General features: G+C 70.7%; 17 protein-coding genes. 14 read left to right on the top strand and 3 right to left on the bottom strand.

Going from position 1 to position 16906, the window contains the following annotated elements; all coding sequences use genetic code 11:
* Window positions 1-29: 29 nt before the first annotated feature.
* From ACX80N_RS15300 to ACX80N_RS15275, 6 genes are all read left to right on the top strand, one after another.
* Window positions 30-470: a hypothetical protein gene (locus tag ACX80N_RS15300; protein WP_459340074.1), complete on the top strand. Its 441-nt coding sequence runs from the start codon at window positions 30-32 to the stop codon at window positions 468-470.
* 19 nt (window positions 471-489) lie between these two features.
* Window positions 490-780, top strand: coding sequence for a YciI family protein (locus ACX80N_RS15295; protein ID WP_105031547.1), 291 nt, complete (start codon window positions 490-492; stop codon window positions 778-780).
* Between the two features lie 99 nt (window positions 781-879).
* Complete coding sequence (gene ispG / locus ACX80N_RS15290; protein ID WP_105031548.1) at window positions 880-2046, top strand: flavodoxin-dependent (E)-4-hydroxy-3-methylbut-2-enyl-diphosphate synthase; 1167 nt, start codon at window positions 880-882, stop codon at window positions 2044-2046.
* Window positions 2000-2902: a GNAT family N-acetyltransferase gene (locus ACX80N_RS15285; protein ID WP_459340073.1), complete on the top strand. Its 903-nt coding sequence runs from the start codon at window positions 2000-2002 to the stop codon at window positions 2900-2902. Before ispG ends, ACX80N_RS15285 begins: the two co-directional genes overlap by 47 nt.
* A gap of 136 nt (window positions 2903-3038) precedes the next feature.
* The gene (locus ACX80N_RS15280; RefSeq protein ID WP_459340072.1) at window positions 3039-4829 is read left to right on the top strand and encodes a proline--tRNA ligase; all 1791 of its coding nucleotides are present in this window, start codon (window positions 3039-3041) and stop codon (window positions 4827-4829) included.
* Window positions 4830-4835: 6 nt separating this feature from the next.
* Window positions 4836-5651 (top strand): sulfite exporter TauE/SafE family protein, encoded by an 816-nt coding sequence (locus ACX80N_RS15275; RefSeq protein WP_459340071.1) that lies wholly within the window; start codon window positions 4836-4838, stop codon window positions 5649-5651.
* Window positions 5652-5663: 12 nt separating this feature from the next.
* On the opposite strand, the gene ACX80N_RS15270 is transcribed toward ACX80N_RS15275, so the two are convergent.
* Together ACX80N_RS15270 and ACX80N_RS15265 are read right to left on the bottom strand one after the other, a co-directional pair.
* Complete coding sequence (locus ACX80N_RS15270; RefSeq protein WP_459340070.1) at window positions 5664-6698, bottom strand: aminoglycoside phosphotransferase family protein; 1035 nt, start codon at window positions 6696-6698, stop codon at window positions 5664-5666.
* Window positions 6691-7803 (bottom strand): DUF4439 domain-containing protein, encoded by a 1113-nt coding sequence (locus ACX80N_RS15265; protein WP_459340069.1) that lies wholly within the window; start codon window positions 7801-7803, stop codon window positions 6691-6693. The genes ACX80N_RS15270 and ACX80N_RS15265 overlap by 8 nt, the downstream gene beginning before the upstream one ends.
* A 104-nt stretch (window positions 7804-7907) precedes the next feature.
* On the opposite strand from ACX80N_RS15265, the gene ACX80N_RS15260 reads away from it, so the two are divergent.
* The 5 genes from ACX80N_RS15260 (at window position 7908) to rbfA (ending at window position 13669) form a co-directional block, all read left to right on the top strand.
* Window positions 7908-8537 (top strand): ribosome maturation factor RimP, encoded by a 630-nt coding sequence (locus tag ACX80N_RS15260; protein WP_459340098.1) that lies wholly within the window; start codon window positions 7908-7910, stop codon window positions 8535-8537.
* Window positions 8538-8547: 10 nt separating this feature from the next.
* Window positions 8548-9546, top strand: coding sequence for a transcription termination factor NusA (nusA, locus tag ACX80N_RS15255; protein WP_105031553.1), 999 nt, complete (start codon window positions 8548-8550; stop codon window positions 9544-9546).
* Entirely contained in the window at window positions 9480-10016 is a 537-nt protein-coding gene (locus ACX80N_RS15250; protein WP_459340068.1) for a YlxR family protein, read from the top strand. The genes nusA and ACX80N_RS15250 overlap by 67 nt, the downstream gene beginning before the upstream one ends.
* Window positions 10017-10140: 124 nt before the next feature.
* Complete coding sequence (gene infB / locus ACX80N_RS15245) at window positions 10141-13119, top strand: translation initiation factor IF-2 (RefSeq protein WP_105031555.1); 2979 nt, start codon at window positions 10141-10143, stop codon at window positions 13117-13119.
* Window positions 13120-13228: 109 nt separating this feature from the next.
* Window positions 13229-13669, top strand: coding sequence for a 30S ribosome-binding factor RbfA (gene rbfA, locus ACX80N_RS15240; protein ID WP_105031556.1), 441 nt, complete (start codon window positions 13229-13231; stop codon window positions 13667-13669).
* 156 nt (window positions 13670-13825) lie between these two features.
* Here the strand turns inward: rbfA and ACX80N_RS15235 are convergent, their stop codons facing one another.
* Window positions 13826-15001 carry a pyridoxal phosphate-dependent aminotransferase gene (locus tag ACX80N_RS15235; protein WP_459340067.1) on the bottom strand — a complete coding sequence of 392 codons (1176 nt, stop codon included), beginning with the start codon at window positions 14999-15001 and terminating at the stop codon, window positions 13826-13828.
* Between the two features lie 87 nt (window positions 15002-15088).
* Here ACX80N_RS15235 and truB point away from each other — a divergent pair, with 87 nt between their 5' ends.
* The 3 genes from truB to ACX80N_RS15220 all read left to right on the top strand — a co-directional run bounded on the left by truB (window position 15089) and on the right by ACX80N_RS15220 (window position 16829).
* Window positions 15089-15991, top strand: a complete 903-nt coding sequence (truB, locus tag ACX80N_RS15230; RefSeq protein WP_459340066.1) for a tRNA pseudouridine(55) synthase TruB — start codon at window positions 15089-15091, stop codon at window positions 15989-15991.
* Window positions 15992-15993: 2 nt separating this feature from the next.
* Entirely contained in the window at window positions 15994-16362 is a 369-nt protein-coding gene (locus ACX80N_RS15225) for a hypothetical protein (protein ID WP_105031558.1), read from the top strand.
* Window positions 16363-16460: 98 nt separating this feature from the next.
* Window positions 16461-16829 (top strand): hypothetical protein, encoded by a 369-nt coding sequence (locus tag ACX80N_RS15220; protein WP_105031675.1) that lies wholly within the window; start codon window positions 16461-16463, stop codon window positions 16827-16829.
* Window positions 16830-16906 lie beyond the last annotated feature (77 nt).

Genomic DNA, 16906 nt, shown 5'->3' with positions numbered 1-16906 from the left:
AGGGACCGACGGGACATGGAGGAGGTTCGGTGGACGCACTGTGGATCCTGACGGCGCTGGTCGTGGCGGGCGGCCTGGGCCTGCCCGTGACCATGCTCGTCCTGCGTCTGGCACGCTCCGTCGACACCGCCGAGCGACGCCGGGAGGAGCTGCCCGAACCTGCGGACCAGCCCCAGCTCGACCTCCCGGAACCACCTTCCCAGCCGCCCCAGGCTCCCGTCGACGCCCTGCCCCCCGGCGTGCTCCGCGGCGGACTGGTCATCGGTGTGCTCGAGCGCCTTGCGGTGACGGTCGCCATCCTCGGCGGCCAGCCCGTCGCCCTCGCCTACGTGGTGGCGGTCAAGGCACTCGGCCGCTACGCCGAACTCAAGGAGACCCCGGCTGCGTCGGAACGCTTCATCATCGGCACCCTGACCTCCATGCTCTGGGCCGCCGGCGTGGCGACCCTCGTCAAGGTGTACCTGCTGTAACTCACGTAGGGTGAAGCCCATGAGTATCTTCGCCGTTGAGTACGTGTACAGCCCCGACCACGACGCCCTCCGCACGGAGCACCGGCCCGCGCACCGGCAGTGGCTCGAGGAGCTCGTCGGGCAGGGACGTGTCCTCGCATCCGGCCCCTTCGCCGACGGCAGCGGTGCCCTGCTCCTCTTCGCCTCCGAGACCGAGGGCGACCTCAACCAGCTCGTCAGCGAGGATCCCTTCGCCCGCGCCGGAGCCATCTCGGCGGTCAAGACCACCGAATGGAACCCCATCATCGGGGCCTTCCGCGACCGCGTGTGACGTGCATCGCCACCGCAGCCCCGCACGGCGGGGACGGTGGATAATGAAGAAGAGAATCCCGTCAGACGTGCGGTCAAGGCCGCGAGCATGGAGGATGTTTTGACCTCGGTCAACCTAGGAATGCCAGCAGCGCCGCCGCCCGTCCTCGCCCCTCGGCGTAAGACCCGCCAGATCAAGGTCGGCTCGGTGGGGGTCGGTTCGGACTCCCCGATCAGCATCCAGTCGATGACCACGACGCCGACCACGGACATCAACGCGACGCTCCAGCAGATCGCCGAACTCACGGCCACCGGCTGCGACATCGTGCGTGTGGCCTGCCCGTCGGCCGATGATGCCGCGGCCCTGCCGATCATCGCGAAGAAGTCTCAGATCCCGGTGATCGCGGACATCCACTTCCAGCCCAAGTACGTGTTCGCCGCGATCGACGCCGGATGCGCCGCGGTCCGCGTGAACCCCGGCAACATCCGCAAGTTCGACGACCAGGTCAAGCAGATCGCCGACGCCGCGAAGGCCGCCGGCACCTCGATCCGCATCGGCGTCAATGCCGGGTCCCTCGATCCGCGCCTCATGCAGAAGTACGGCAAGGCCACCCCGGAGGCGCTCGTCGAGTCCGCGGTATGGGAGGCGTCCCTGTTCGAGGAGCACGACTTCCACGATTTCAAGATCTCCGTCAAGCACAACGACCCCGTGGTCATGGTCCGCGCCTACGAGCTCCTGGCCGAGCGCGGCGACTGGCCCCTGCACCTCGGCGTCACCGAGGCCGGGCCCGCCTTCCAGGGCACCATCAAGTCCGCCACCGCCTTCGGGGCGCTGCTGTCCAAGGGCATCGGGGACACCATCCGCGTCTCCCTCTCCGCGCCGCCGGTCGAGGAGATCAAGGTGGGGAACCAGATCCTGCAGTCGCTCAACCTGCGCCCGCGCAAGCTCGAGATCGTCTCCTGCCCCTCCTGCGGCAGGGCCCAGGTGGACGTGTACACGCTCGCCGAGGAGGTCACCGCAGGCCTCGAGGGCATGGAGGTCCCCCTCCGCGTGGCCGTCATGGGCTGCGTCGTCAACGGGCCGGGAGAGGCCCGCGAGGCCGACCTCGGCGTGGCCTCCGGCAACGGCAAGGGCCAGATCTTCGTGAAGGGCGAGGTCATCAAGACCGTGCCCGAGGACCAGATCGTCGAGACCCTCATCGAGGAAGCGATGCGGCTGGCAGAGGAGATGGGTGAGACGGATGGCGAGACTGCTGGCCAAGGTGGCCCCATGGTTACCGTCAGCTAGGCCCGAGCCCGACCCCGAGGGGCCCTGGTCCTTCCGTGTCCTCGGCGAGGAGGACACCCGCGACCTCTGGACCATCGTCAATGCGGATCCGGTGGCGAACGTGTTCGTCGCCTCCCATCTCGAGACCCTCGGCAGCGCGGCGCCGTCCTTCTCGGGCGGAGAGATCGTGGGCATGTTCCGCCACAACGAACTGCGTGCCGCGTGCTGGGCGGGTGTGAACCTGGTGCCGGTCGGCGTGACCGACGAGACGGGGGCCATCTTCGGAGACCATCTCGGACGCTCGGGGCGCACCTTCTCCTCCATCTTCGGGCTCTCCGAGGGCGTCATGGACCTGTGGTCCACGCTCGAGGACTACAGTGCCGAGCCGTTCGACGTCCGCCCCACGCAGCCGCTCATGGCCATCGACCGGGACCCCCTCATCCGGCCCGCGACCGATCTGAGGTTCACCCGTCCGGAGGAGCTCGACCGCCTGCTGCCCGCGTGCGCGGCGATGTTCGAGGAGGAGGTGGGGTACTCGCCGTTCATCGGCGGGTCGGAGCACTACCGGCGCCGCGTGGCCTCCCTCATCAGCCGGAAGCACTCCCTCGTGGCCTTCGACGACGGCGGCGAGGTGGTCTTCAAGGCCGAGCTCGGCACGGTGTCCTCCCAGGCCGTCCAGGTGCAGGGCGTGTGGATGAACCCGGACCACCGCGGCAGGGGGCTGAGCGCCGCGTACATGGCCGCCGTCGTCGTCGCCGCCCGCGCCGTCGCCCCCACCGTGAGCCTCTACGTGAACTCCTACAACGCCCGCGCGATCGCCGCGTACAAGCGCGTGGGGTTCGAGCAGGTGGACACCTTCGCGACCATCCTCTTCTGAGGACGGACACCCGGCCCGCGACGGCGGCGCCGGGTCGGGACCGGCTAGATTGGTACCTGTTGTCTCCCGCCGGACGGCGGGAGCGTGAACGGCAGTGCACGATCTCGATGCACGATAGATACGAACGGACACCCGCGTGGTCTTACGACTCTCGACCCTTTTCCTGCGCACCCTGCGTGAAGATCCAGCCGACGCCGAGGTGGCGAGCCACCGCCTCCTGCTGCGTGCGGGCTACATCCGGCGGGCCGCGCCCGGGATCTACAGCTGGCTGCCGCTGGGACTGAAGGTCCTGGCGCGGGTCGAGGCCATCATCCGCGAGGAGATGGAGGCCATCGGCGCCCAGGAGGTGCACTTCCCGGCGCTGCTGCCCAAGGAGCCCTACGAGGCGACGAACCGCTGGACCGAGTACGGCGACGGCATCTTCCGCCTCAAGGACCGCAAGGACGCCGACTACCTCCTCGCGCCCACGCACGAGGAGATGTTCACGCTGCTCGTGAAGGACCTGTACACGTCGTACAAGGACCTGCCCGTGAGCCTGTTCCAGATCCAGACCAAGTACCGCGACGAGGCCCGGCCCCGCGCCGGACTGCTCCGCGGCCGCGAGTTCATCATGAAGGACTCCTACTCCTTCGACATCGACGACGAGGGCCTCGAAGCGAGCTACCAGCTCCACCGCGGCGCCTACCTGCGCATCTTCGAGCGGCTCGGCCTCGAGGTGATCCCCGTGACGGCGACCGCCGGAGCCATGGGCGGCTCCAAGAGCGAGGAGTTCCTGCACCCGACGCCCATCGGCGAGGACACCTTCGTCCGCTCCGCCGGCGGGTACACCGCGAACGTGGAGGCCGTCACCACCGTGGTGCCCGACGACGTCGACTTCACGGACGCGCCGGCCGCGGAGGTCCGGGACACCCCCGACACCCCGACGATCGACACCCTCGTGGACCACGCCAATGCCGTCGGCGACCGGACCTGGACCGCCGCCGACACCCTGAAGAACGTCGTGCTCGCCGCCGTGCTGCCTACGGGGGAGCGCGAGATCGTCGTCGTCGGCGTGCCCGGCGACCGCACCGTGGACCTCAAGCGCATCGAGGCGAACATCGCCGTGCACCTGGAGACGGGCGGGGAAGTGGCCGTGGAGGCCGCCGGCGAGGAGGACCTGAAGAAGCACCCGGGCCTCGTCAAGGGCTACATTGGCCCTGGGCTCGCCCCGGAGGCCGCCGTCCTCGGCGTCGAGGGGTCCACCGGCCTGCGCTACCTCGTCGACCCGCGCGTGGTCCGCGGAACCTCCTGGATCACCGGCGCCAACGAGCACGGCAGGCACGTCTTCGGCCTCGTCGCCGGCCGCGACTTCACGTGGGACGGCGTCATCGAGGCCGTCGAGGTGCGCGAGGGCGACGAAGCGCCGGACGGCTCCGGACCGCTCGCCGCCGCCCGCGGCATCGAGATGGGACACATCTTCCAGCTCGGCCGCAAGTACGCCGAGGCCCTCGGGCTCAAGGTCCTCGACCGGAACGGCAAGCTCGCCACGGTCACCATGGGCTCCTACGGTGTGGGCGTGACCCGCGCCATCGCCGCACTCGCCGAATCCAACCACGACGACCGCGGCATCATCTGGCCCCGCAACGTCGCACCTGCCGACGTGCACATCGTCGCGACCGGCAAGGGAGCCGAGGTGTTCGAGGCCGCGGAGAAGCTCGCCGCCGAGCTGGAATCGGCCGGCCTGACCGTGCTCTACGACGACCGCCCGAAGGTCTCGCCGGGCGTCAAGTTCGGGGACGCCGAACTGATCGGCGTCCCGACCATCGTCGTCGTCGGACGCGGGCTCGCGGACGGCGTCCTCGAGGTGAAGGACCGCCGGACGGGCGAGGCGCAGGACGTCGCGGTGGACGACGCCGTCGCGCTGCTGCGCGAGCTCACGGCCTCCTAGCCGGCGGTGGTCTCGGGACTCGAGGAACTGCACCTCGCCACGATCCTCCTGGTCCTCGTCGCCGGGTTCGCCGCGGGCTGGGTGGACGCCGTCGTCGGCGGGGGAGGGCTCCTGCAGCTGCCGGCGCTCCTCCTCGTCCCCGGTATCACGCCGGTGGAGGCCCTCGCCACGAACAAGCTGGGGTCCATCTTCGGCACGACGACGAGCGCCGTCACCTACTACCGGCGGGCGCACCCGGATCTGCGCACGGCCCTGCCGATGGCCGGAATCGCCCTCGGAGGGAGCTTCGGCGGCGCGATCCTCGCCGCGTCGCTGCCGTCGTCGGTCTTCAAGCCGATCATCGTGGTGGCGCTCATCGCCGTCGCGGTGTTCACGGCGCTCAAGCCGTCCGTGGGGACGCTGACGCAGCTGCGGCACCAGGGCGCCCGGCACTACGGGACGGCCGGCGCGATCGGCCTCGTGATCGGCTTCTACGACGGGCTGATCGGACCCGGCACCGGATCCTTCCTCATCATCGCGATGGTGACGCTGCTCGGGTACAACTTCCTGGGCGCCAGCGCGAAGGCGAAGATCGTGAACATGGCCACCAACTTCGGTGCCCTGATGTTCTTCCTGCCGAACGGGTCCATCCTCTGGGGCCTCGGTCTCCTGCTCGGCGTCGCCAACATGGCCGGCGGTTACACGGGGTCCCGCATGGCCATCAGCCAGGGGAGCCGGTTCATCCGCATCGTGTTCCTCGCCGTCGTCGGGGCCCTGATCCTCAAGCTGGGCTACGACGTGTGGGTCGAGAACGTCAGGCCCTGGGTGGACGGGACGTCCTGACCGCTGCTCCGCCTAGAGCGCCGGGAGCGCACTGACCGGCGGCAGCCCGTCCAGGGTCCGTCCCAGCACGGAGCTCGCCACCCAGAGCGAGCGCTGCGCGTCACCCGCCTGGCCGTGGCCGAGGTAGGACAGTGCGTTGCGAACCTCGCGCACCACCGTCCAGCCGCTCGCCAGCTCCGCGTCGAGGCCGGCGGCTCCCGCCAGGGCGCTGCAGTGCGCGCGGAGGTGCGCCGCAGGGTCGGCGGCGTCCAGTTCGTGGAGCCGGTTCCACAGCATCGGGGGGACGGCGTACTCCGCGTCACCGAGCACCGGCTTCGGATCGATCGCCGTGAAGTCCCGCAGCTGCCCCTGCGTGGTGGGCAGCAGGTTCTCGTAGTGCAGATCGGAATGCACGAGCACGTCACGCTCGGACCGCCGGCCGACGGCGCCGCGGAACTGGCACACTTCCAGCGCAGCCTCCATGAGCCACCGGGGGAAGGGCTCGCCGAGCTCGTCCCAGCGCGCCGGCAGCGTGTCCGTCCACTGCTCGGCCGCTGCTGCCAGGTGTGGGATGGCCGCCCAGAGGGCGCTGTCACCGGGCGGGATCGACAGCTTCCGTACGACGTCGGCCCACGGTCCGGGGGTCTCGTCCAGCGGGACATCACGGAGCGAACGGTCCCCGTCGAGGCGCGCGAGCAGCAGTGCGAAGTCGGGACGCGACGCCCTGACGAGCCGCACTGCGCCCATCCCGTCCCACAGTTCGAGGGCGTCGGGTTCGGGGAGGGCTTCGTCGTGCGGGATGGTCAGCTTCAGCACGCCCTGCACGGGGTCGGTGCCGGCGTGCTGCACCACGGGGACGACGACGGCGCACCGGCCGGCCCACGCGGGCCGGCCCGGCACCAGGTCCAGGCCGAGGTCCCAGGCCTCGAGCCTCTCGGACAGCAGGCCCTGCCAGTCCCGCAGCCACCGTGCCCCGCCGACGATGGTCCGGGCACTGTGCACGAGGCGGAGCGGCAGGTCGGGCAGTCCCGCGATCCTGTGGAGTTCCTCGTCCCGCCTGTCAGCCATCGGCAGGCTCCGTCGGTCCACCCTGCCCTGATGCTGCCGGGCCGGCCCCCAGACCCGGGAAGGTCACCAGCGGGGTGCCGGCCTCGATGCTGCGCTGGACCGCGGCGTTGTAGGAGGCGACAGCCCACGCCCGCGTGTCGGGTCCGACGGTGGCGACCAGCCCCGCGTACAGCCCGACGTGATCCTCCTCCAGTTCCCGCAGGGCGGCAGCCGGATCGGCGCGGAAGGCCCGGTCGATCGCGAAGCCTGCCGGTGCCGGGGCCACCTCCGTGCAGAGTCCCGCGAGGCGGCGTGCAGCGGCATCCGCGGCCGCCCCGTGGGTGGCGGAACGGGCCAGGAGCGGAGCGGCCTCGGGCAGCAACGCCGCAGCGACCTCGTAGCCGAAGCGGGCCTGCTCCTCGGCCGTCCTCGCGCTGAGCAGGGCCTGGCGATCGGCCTCCGGCCCCAGGGGCGTGCCGTCGCAGTCGGCCGGTACGTCACCGTCGGGGCTCCCCGATGCGGACCCGGCCGTCAGATCCGCGCCGGGGCTCGCCTCGACGGGCGGCAGTCCCGGATCCTCGCCGAGGGCAACGCCGAGCACCACCGCGTGCCGCCACTGGTTGGCCCCGGCAGACGCGAGCACGCGCGCCGGGCCGGGTTCCGCCCCGCCGGCGTCACGCAGGCTGCGTAGCGCGCTGTCCCGCAGCAGCGCCATCACCCGTGCACCGTCGACAGGCACGGACGCCGGCGCCGAGGCCGGGGCGGACGCCGGTGCATCAGGGGAGGCGGGGGAGCGCGGCAGTGCCACGGCGTCCGACTGTGCAGTGAGATCGTCGGCGAGAGCGGTCAGCATCCCGCCGAGGGCCGGATCCGTCGTCGCGGCCGCCCGGGCCTCCGCGGCCAGTGTGCGATACCGTCCCTCGGCGTCGAGCTGTGCCTGCTGGCCCGCGGTATACACCGGTGCCGGCGGCTGCACGGAGGGCACGCCCATCCCGAAGCCGACCACGAGGAGGACCGCGCCGAAGAGGGCGACGAGGCCGGCCGACCGCCGGGCGATGCGGCCCGCAATGGAGGTCGCACGCCCTCCGCGCTCCTGCTGTCCGCCTGCACCCGCCTGTCCGATCACAGTTTCCGATCATCCCACGACGGTCCGCGTTTCCCCGGCCATACACCCGGGGCCGTGGAATGTCGGTACTCTTGGTGGACAACATCATCGAGGAGGAGGCAGCAATGACGGTCCGGTCCGGGAACGAAAAACATGCCTCGACCCGCAAGTCCGCCCTCGAGGCCGAACTGCAGGTGGAAGCACAGCGCCTGCGGACCAGGCTGCAGCCCGTGGTGGACGAGCACAACCTGTACCTCGAGGACGTCGAGGTCAAGGTCGCCGGCTCCCACCGGACAGTCCACGTCGTCGTCGACCTGCCCGAGGAATCCACGGGGAGCGTGGGTCTCGATGTGATCTCCGCCATCTCCTCCGACCTCTCCGCGGCCATGGACAGCGATCCCGAGGACGACGACCGCCCGTACAACCTCGAGATCTCCTCACCCGGCGTATCACGCCCCCTCACGGAGCCGCGGCACTGGCGCCGCAATGTGGGACGCATGGTGGAGATCAAGCCGGTGACCGGCGACGTCGTCGTCGGACGCCTCCAGGACGTCACCGCCACCGGCATCCGGCTGATCCCCCAGCTGCCGGTCAAGAAGGGCCAGAAGCCCAAGCAGGGCGATCCGCTCGCCCTCGAGTTTTCCAAGATCCGCAAGGGGACCGTCCAGGTCGAATTCGCGCATCTTGAGGACGAACACCACGAGACCAGCGATGGTGCCGAACCGGACGACTCCGGCGCCGTGCACCGCGCGTAAGGAGAACCACATGGACATCGACATGAGCGCGTTGAGGCTGCTCGAGCGTGAACGCGAGATCCCGCTGGACAAGCTGATCCCCACGATCGAGCAGGCACTGCTGATCGCCTACCACCGCACGCCCGGAGCGCACGAGACGGCGCGCGCCGAACTCGACCGCCGCAACGGCCACGTCACCATCTGGGCCACCGAGAAGGACGACGACGGCGAGCCCGTCGGCGAGTTCGACGACACCCCCGGCGGCTTCGGGCGCATCGCGGCGAGTACCGCGCGCCAGATCATCCTCCAGCGCCTGCGTGACGCCGAGGACGAGAACATCCTCGGCGAGTTCCGCGGCAAGGAGGGCGAACTCGTCGCCGGCATGATCCAGCAGGGCACCAACCCGCACATGATCCAGGTGAACCTGGGCTCGGTCGAGGCCGTGCTGCCGCCGCCCGAGCAGGTCCCCGGCGAGAAGTACCTGCACGGCACGCGGCTGCGCGCGTTCGTGGTCGACGTCCACCGCGGGATGAAGGGCCCCTCCATCACCCTGTCCCGCTCGCACCCCGGACTCGTCCGGAAGCTCTTCGAACTCGAGGTGCCCGAGATCGCCGACAGGACGGTGGAGATCGTGGCCCTCGCCCGTGAGGCGGGCCACCGCACGAAGATCGCGGTGAAGGCGAACGTCCCGGGCGTCAACGCCAAGGGAGCGTGCATCGGCGAGATGGGGACCCGCGTCCGCGCCGTCATGAACGAACTGAACGACGAGAAGATCGACATCGTGGACTACAACGACGACGCCGCCTCCTTCATCGCCAGTTCGCTCTCGCCGTCCCGCGTGACGTCCGTGACGATCACCGACGAGGCCACGAGGTCCGCGCGCGTCGTCGTGCCGGACTACCAGCTGTCCCTCGCGATCGGCAAGGAAGGCCAGAACGCACGGCTCGCCGCGAAGCTCACCGGGTGGCGGATCGACATCGTCTCCGACGCGGCCCAGCCGGCCCAGCCCGCCAGGGCGGCCAAGGCCTGAACGGCCGGTCGGGCAGCGGGGCCGGAAGGGGTAGACTGGAGGTGACTGCTGTGGAGTCGCGCCCGGAGGACGTCATCGATCGACGAGAGGTTGATCGAGAAGAGTCCGGGCGGCACCCGGGGGACCATCATCCGATACGCACCTGCGTTGGATGCCGCCGGCGGGACCGCCAGTCACACGTGATGCGGGTTGTCGCACAACCGATCGACGGGCAGGATGTGGCCGTCATCGACGAGCGGCGCCGGCTATCCGGACGGGGCGCCTGGCTGCACCCCGACCCGGCATGCCTGGAGACGGCGGTCAAGCGGAAAGCCTTTCACCGGGCCTTCCGCGGGCCGGTGGACACTGTGAGGTTGGCAGTGGACTTCCAGGCATACCTGGAGCGTCGAGATGAACGCTCCGACTCACCACCGTCCTCCCTGAAAGCGGGTCAGAACCCTCATGGAAACCCGATGAGTACCCAGCGATGAGTGCGCAACGATGACCTATCAGTTGCGCTCTGCAATTCAGCGTCCGGACGCCTCGGCGACCCGGATCAGCAGTAGGAAATAGACGGTTCGTGCCTGGCTCGGTGCGGACCGAGACAGGAGAAATGTGGCCAAGGTCCGCGTACATGAGCTCGCCAAAGAGCTCGGTATAACCTCGAAAGACGCAGTAGCGAAACTGCAGGAACTGGGCGAATTCGTCCGTTCGGCCTCCTCGACCATCGAGGCCCCCGTCGTGAAGAAACTTCGCGGCGCATTCCCCGGCGCCGGCGGCACCAAGCCCGCCGCCGCCCCCGCACCCTCACGCCCCTCGGCACCCGCGCCGTCGGGCCCCAAGCCGGGCGCCGCGCAGGCCGCGGCTCCCGCCCCGGCCGCACCGGAAGCACCTGCGGCCCCCGTCGCTCCGGCACCCCAGGCATCGCCGTTCTCGAACGATGCCGCTCCCGCCGAGGCTCCCGCCCCGGCCGCACAGAACACCCCTGCTCCGAGCGCCCCTGCCCAGAGCGTCCCTGCGCAGAACACTCCTGCACAGGACACCCCCGCCCCTGCCCCGCAGGGCACGCAGGGCGGTCCGACGCCGGGGACGCGTCCTGCGCCCCGCCCAGCGACCCCGCCCGCAGCTCCCTCGGCAGGCACCCGTCCCACGGGCGCCCGTCCCGGTGGCGCACCGCGTCCGGGCAACAACCCGTTCGCGCCGTCGCAGGGCATGGGATCCCGCCGCGGCGAGACCGACCGCGGTGCCGACCGCACGTCGGAGCGTCCGCCGCGTCCGGGCAACAACCCGTTCGCGCCGTCGCAGGGCATGCCCCGTCCCGGTCGTCGCGACGACGCCGGTGCCGGTGGACCCCGCCCGGCCGCGGGTGCCGGTGGACCCCGTCCCGCAGCAGGCGCGGGTGGACCCCGTCCCGCAGCAGGCGCCGGCGGACCGCGCCCGGGTGCGCCGCGTCCCGGTGCGCCACGTCCGGCCGGAGCCCCCGGCTCGCGTCCCACTCCCGGCATGATGCCCAACCGCACCGAACGCCCCGCTGCCCCCGGCCGCGGAGCACCCGGCGCAGGAGCCGGTCCGCGCCGCGGACCCGGCGGAGCACCGAACAGCCCCAGCGGAGCGCCCGCAGGCGGCGGCTTCGGCAAGGGCACCCGCGGACGCGGTGGCACCGCCGGCGCCTTCGGCAAGGGTGGAGCCGGTCGCGGCAAGCAGCGCAAGTCGAAGCGTGCGAAGCGGCAGGAACTGGAGCAGATGTCGGCTCCTTCGCTGGGCGGCGTGAGCGTACCCCGCGGAGACGGCAACACCATCGTCCGCCTGCGCCGCGGTTCGTCCATCACGGACTTCGCCGACAAGATCGAGGCGAACCCCGCAGCGCTGGTCACCGTGCTGTTCCACCTCGGTGAGATGGCCACGGCCACGCAGTCGCTCGACGAGGACACCTTCGAGGTGCTCGGAACCGAGCTCGGCTACAAGATCCAGGTAGTCTCGCCCGAGGACGAGGAGCGCGAGCTCCTCAGCAGCTTCGACATCGACTTCGATGCCGAGCTCGAAGCCGAGGGCGACGAGCAGCTCGAGGCCCGTCCGCCGGTCGTCACGGTCATGGGCCACGTCGACCACGGTAAGACGCGACTGCTCGACGCCGTCCGCAACACCAAGGTCGTCGAAGGCGAGCACGGTGGCATCACCCAGCACATCGGTGCCTACCAGATCCAGCACGTCCACGAGGACAGCACGCGCGCCATCACCTTCATCGACACCCCGGGCCACGAGGCGTTCACCGCCATGCGTGCCCGTGGTGCGAAGGTCACGGACATCGCGGTGCTCGTCGTCGCCGCGGACGACGGCGTCATGCCGCAGACCGTGGAGGCGCTGAACCACGCCCAGGCGGCCAACGTGCCGATCGTCGTGGCCGTCAACAAGATGGACAAGGAAGGCGCGAACCCCGACAAGGTCAAGGGCCAGCTCACCGAGTACGGACTCGTCCCCGAGGAGTACGGCGGCGACACCATGTTCGTCCACGTGTCGGCGCTGCAGGGCATGGGCATCGACGACCTCCTCGAGGCCGTCCTGTTGACCGCCGACGCCGCCCTGGACATGCGGGCCAACCCGAACAAGGACGCCCGCGGTATCGCGATCGAGGCCAACCTCGACCGTGGTCGCGGCGCCGTCGCCACGGTGCTCGTGCAGTCCGGGACGCTGCACGTCGGCGACACGATCGTCGCCGGTACGGCCCACGGCCGCGTGCGTGCGATGTTCGACGAGAACGGCGACGTCGTCACGACGGCCGGTCCGTCGCGTCCGGTCCAGGTCCTGGGTCTGTCCAACGTGCCCCGTGCAGGTGACACGTTCTTCGTCACCGACGACGAGCGCACCGGTCGCCAGATCGCCGAGAAGCGTGAGGCGGCGGACCGCAACGCGGCCCTCGCGAAGCGCCGCAAGCGCATCAGCCTCGAGGACTTCGACCAGGCCGTCGCCGAGGGCAAGGTCGACACCCTCAACCTCATCCTCAAGGGTGACGTGTCGGGTGCCGTCGAGGCCCTGGAGGACTCGCTGCTCAAGATCGACGTCGGGGAGGGCGTGCAGCTGCGCGTCATCCACCGCGGCGTCGGTGCCATCACGCAGAACGACGTCAACCTGGCCACGGTCGACAACGCGATCATCATCGGCTTCAACGTCAAGCCGGCCGAGCGCGTGGCGGACCTCGCCGAGCGTGAGGGCGTGGACATGCGCTTCTACTCGGTGATCTACGCCGCGATCGACGACATCGAGCTCGCCCTCAAGGGCATGCTCAAGCCGGAGTACGAGGAGGCGCAGCTCGGGACCGCAGAGGTCCGCGAAGTGTTCCGTTCCTCGAAGTTCGGCAACATCGCCGGTTCGATCGTCCGCTCGGGCATCATCCGACGCAACACCAGGGCGCGAGTCCTGCGCGACGGCAAGATCATCGGGGACAACCTCTCCGTGGACTCGCTCAAGCGCTTCAAGGACGACGCCACCGAGGTCCGCACCGACTTCGAGTGCGGTATCGGCCTCGGCTCGTTCAATGACGTCAAGGAAGGCGACATCATCGAGACCTTCGAGATGCGGGAGAAGCCCCGCGTCTAGCAGGTAGCAGCCCTCCACAGGCGCTCCGGGCAACCGGGGCGCCTGTGGCTTCCGTACCACCGGGACCCGCATCCGGGGTCCCCCACCCGCTTCCAGAGGAGTACCAGCCATGGCAGATCCGGCCCGCGCCGCGCGGCTCGCCCAGCGCATCAAAGTCATCGTCGCCGAGGCGCTCCGGCGCCGCGTGAAGGATCCCCGGCTCGAGGCCGTGACCATCACGGACGCCCGCGTGACCAACGATCTCCAGCACGCGACCCTGTACTACACCGTGCTGGGCGACACGGACGAGCAGCAGGCCACCCGGGTGGCGCTCGAGTCCGCTCGCGGCGTCCTGCGCTCGGAGGTCGGCAAGAACATCACCGCCCGGCTGACGCCCACCCTCGAGTTCGTCCCCGACGAGGTGCCGGTCAACGCCAGTCACCTCGAGGAGCTGCTGCAGAAGGCACGCGAGCGCGACGCCGAGGTGGCGGCGATCGCCCAGGGCGCCGACTTCGCGGGCGACGCGGATCCGTACCGCACGTCCGAGGACGACGGCGAGGCGGGACGCTAGAGCGACGGTCCCGAAGAGCACTGCGGAACGGAAGGCAGCCGACCCGACGGTCGGCTGCCTTTCCCATGTCCGGGCCGGCAGTGCCGGACCGGCCCGGGCGAGGTCCGCGGAGCGATCGGCTCCTGTGGCCGACCGCTCGCCCGTGGCGCTGCGCGGTCAGGCCTGCGGGGCGGGGAGCCGGGAGAGGCCCTCGACGAGCTCGTCGGTCCTGCCGCACAGGGCGATCCTCACCCAGCCCTCGCCCATCGCCCCGAAGGCGGTACCCGGCGCGAGCGCCACACCCTGCTCGGCCAGGAAGCGCCGCGTCCAGGCGCGGACGTCGCCGCCCGTCGCGTGGGACAGGTCGGCCCACAGGTAGAACGCCCCGCGGGCGTCGAGGTAGGTGATACCGCGTCCGTCCAGGACGGAGGTCGCTGCATCACGGTTGGACCTGTAGTGCTCGAGCGCCGTCGACACGTAGTCCTGCGGGCCGGTCAGTGCGGCCAGGGCGGCATACTGCGATGCCGCCGCGACGCAGGAGACCGTAGCCTCCATGACGTTGCTGAGCAACTGCTCCATACCGGGCGGCGTGACGAGGGCGCCGATGCGCAGTCCGGTCAGGCCGTACGTCTTCGACAGGGTGAGCGAGGTGACGACGCGCGCCTCGCGCGCCTCCGGCACTGCCTCGGGTCCGCCGGCGTCGAATCGTGCCGGGCTGACGTGCGGGACGTCGTAGGTGAAGGCCTCGTAGCACTCGTCCGAGATGACCCACAGGTCGTTCGCATGGGCGAACCGCACGAGTTCCCTCGTGAGGTCGGCGTCGAACACCGAGCCGAGGGGGTTCGACGGCGAATTGACCATGAGCACCCTCGTCCGTCCGGTCACGAGCCGCTGCAGGTCCTCGATCCGCGGCTGGAAGCCGTGGTGCGGCACGAGCGGGTAGGGCACCGGGACGCCGCCGAGCAGCCCGACGGTCATCGTGAACGTGGGATAGCCCGGGTCGGGGATGAGCACCTCGTCACCGGCACCGATGAGCGTGCTGAGCGCCAGGTGGAGGCCCTGCTGCGCACCCGCGACGACGAACACGCGCGAGGGGTCGTCGTCCACACCCGCCAGGCGTGCGAACCGCTCGGCGAAGGCCGCCCTCACCGGCGCCAGGCCCGCGTTGGGCGTGTAGTTCGTGTCGTCCCGGTCCAGCGCTGCCATGCCCGCCTCGAGGACGTGCCGCGCGACGGGGAACCCGGGCTCGCCGATGCTGAGGACGATGGAGTCGGGCGTGGCCCAGGCCGCCTGCGTGATCTCGCGGATCTGGTTGACCGGGACGTTGAGCACGTGGGCGGGAGCGGAGGGCATAGGCAGGATGCTATCGCGGGCCGGGCGGCGCCACGCGCCGATCGGGAGGCGCGGAGTGCCACGTCGGCGGCCCATATACTGGGAGGCGTGAATTCCGGGCAGGTCCACTCAGGGCTGATCATCGTGGACAAGCCTCAGGGCTGGACCAGCCATGACGTGGTCGGCCGTATGCGCCGGCTCGCGGGGACACGCAAGGTCGGCCACGCCGGCACCCTCGACCCCATGGCCACCGGGGTCCTCGTGATCGGTGTCAACCGTGCCACGCGCCTGCTGACCTTCATCGTGGGTACCTCCAAGACGTACACCGCCACCATCCGCCTCGGCCAGTCGACCATCACCGACGACGCCGAGGGCGAGGTCACCGGCGGCAGCATCGCCGCCGCCGTGACGGAGGTGGACATCCGCACCGCCGTCGGAGCGCTGACCGGGGACATCCAGCAGGTGCCGAGCAGTGTCAGCGCCATCAAGGTGAAGGGCGAGAGGTCCTACGCGCGGGTCCGCGCGGGCGAGGACGTGGACCTCCCCGCACGCCCCGTGACCGTCCACCGCTTCGACGTCCATGCCGTGCGGCGGGTGAGCAACGGCCGCCTGCAGGACGTCGACGTCACCGTCGAGTGCAGCTCCGGCACCTACATCCGCGCGCTCGCACGGGACCTCGGGGAGGCGCTGGGCGTGGGAGGGCACCTCACGGCCCTGCGCCGCACGCAGGTGGGTCCCTACTCGATCGCCCAGGCCCGCACCCTCGACGAGCTCGCGGGGGACCTGCAGATCCTCGCGCTCGACGACGCCGGCCGCGCCCTGTTTCCGGTCAGGGAACTCACCGCGGAGGAGGCCGCCGACGTCTCCCACGGCCGGAGGATCGCACCGAACACGGAGCCCGACGTCCCGGTCGCGGCGTTCGCGCCCGACGGCACGCTCGTGGCACTGCTGGAGAACCGTGGCGGGGCGGCCCGGACCGTGCTGGTCTTCGCCCCGGGCGGGAAGGACTAGCCGTGGATCCCTTCTTCCTCGTCGGGACCCTGGTCTGCGCCCTCTCGGCCGTCGTGTGCATCGGAGCGGCGGTGCTGCGGCAGCCCCCGAACGACATCACCATCCTCTCCGTCGCCGCCGTCGAGCTGTTCCTGCTCGCCTATACCGTGGGCGCCGTCGTCCGCCAGGTGACCGGTGAGCCGGTCCTGGGGGAGGCGTGGGAGTTCTGGGGCTACCTCCTCACGGCGCTCCTCGTGCCCGTGGGCGCGTTCTGGTGGTCCATCCTCGAGAGGACGCGCTGGAGCAACCTCGTCCTGGCGGCGGCAGGGCTGACCGTGTTCGTCATGCTCTTCCGCATGGAGCAGATCTGGGACGGGGTGGCGGGGCTGTGAGGAACCGACACGAGGCGACACCCCCGGGATCCCGGGCTCAGCAGGGCGCCCCCTCCGGGGCGGCCGGGACCAGCCGCGCCACCGGACCCGGGCGGCTCCTGATCGCCGTCTACGGCGTGTTCGCCCTCGCGGCGACGGCCCGGGCATCCTTCCAGATCGCGACGAAGTTCGGCGAGGCGCCGCTGGCCTACATCCTCTCGGCCGTCGCGGCGGTGGTCTACATCGTCGCGACGGTGTCCCTCGCCCGAGCCGGGGCGCGTGCCTACCGCGTGTCCGTCGTGGCGGTGACCATCGAACTCGTGGGGGTGGTCGCGGTGGGACTGCTCAGCGTGTTCGACGCGCAGGCCTTCCCCAGCGAGACGGTGTGGTCGGCCTTCGGCCGCGGCTACGGTTTCGTCCCGCTCATCCTGCCGATCCTGGGGCTGCTCTGGCTGCGCAGGAACCGGCCGGGCCGCCCCCGCGACTGACCCGGGGGCCGGCGGGCGAAATCCGCCGCCGACGTCGTGCGGCAGCGTGAGAGTATGGCCGGAGAGCATCATCCGGC

It is taken from the genome of Arthrobacter sp. MDT2-16 (assembly GCF_054510925.1).
Note: the sequence above shows the minus strand (reverse complement) of the source record. Positions and strands in the feature narration are given on the sequence as shown.

What these genes read in the sequence shown, in the direction of transcription:
- nusA (WP_105031553.1), top strand. Translation starts at nt 8,548, where the DNA reads ATGGACATCGACATGAGCGCGTTGAGGCTGCTCGAGCGTGAACGCGAG.
- ACX80N_RS15235 (WP_459340067.1), bottom strand. Translation starts at nt 15,001, where the DNA reads ATGCCCTCCGCTCCCGCCCACGTGCTCAACGTCCCGGTCAACCAGATC.
- ACX80N_RS15270 (WP_459340070.1), bottom strand. Translation starts at nt 6,698, where the DNA reads ATGGCTGACAGGCGGGACGAGGAACTCCACAGGATCGCGGGACTGCCC.
- ACX80N_RS15295 (WP_105031547.1), top strand. Translation starts at nt 490, where the DNA reads ATGAGTATCTTCGCCGTTGAGTACGTGTACAGCCCCGACCACGACGCC.
- ACX80N_RS15285 (WP_459340073.1), top strand. Translation starts at nt 2,000, where the DNA reads ATGGCGAGACTGCTGGCCAAGGTGGCCCCATGGTTACCGTCAGCTAGG.
- ACX80N_RS15260 (WP_459340098.1), top strand. Translation starts at nt 7,908, where the DNA reads ATGACGGTCCGGTCCGGGAACGAAAAACATGCCTCGACCCGCAAGTCC.
- rbfA (WP_105031556.1), top strand. Translation starts at nt 13,229, where the DNA reads ATGGCAGATCCGGCCCGCGCCGCGCGGCTCGCCCAGCGCATCAAAGTC.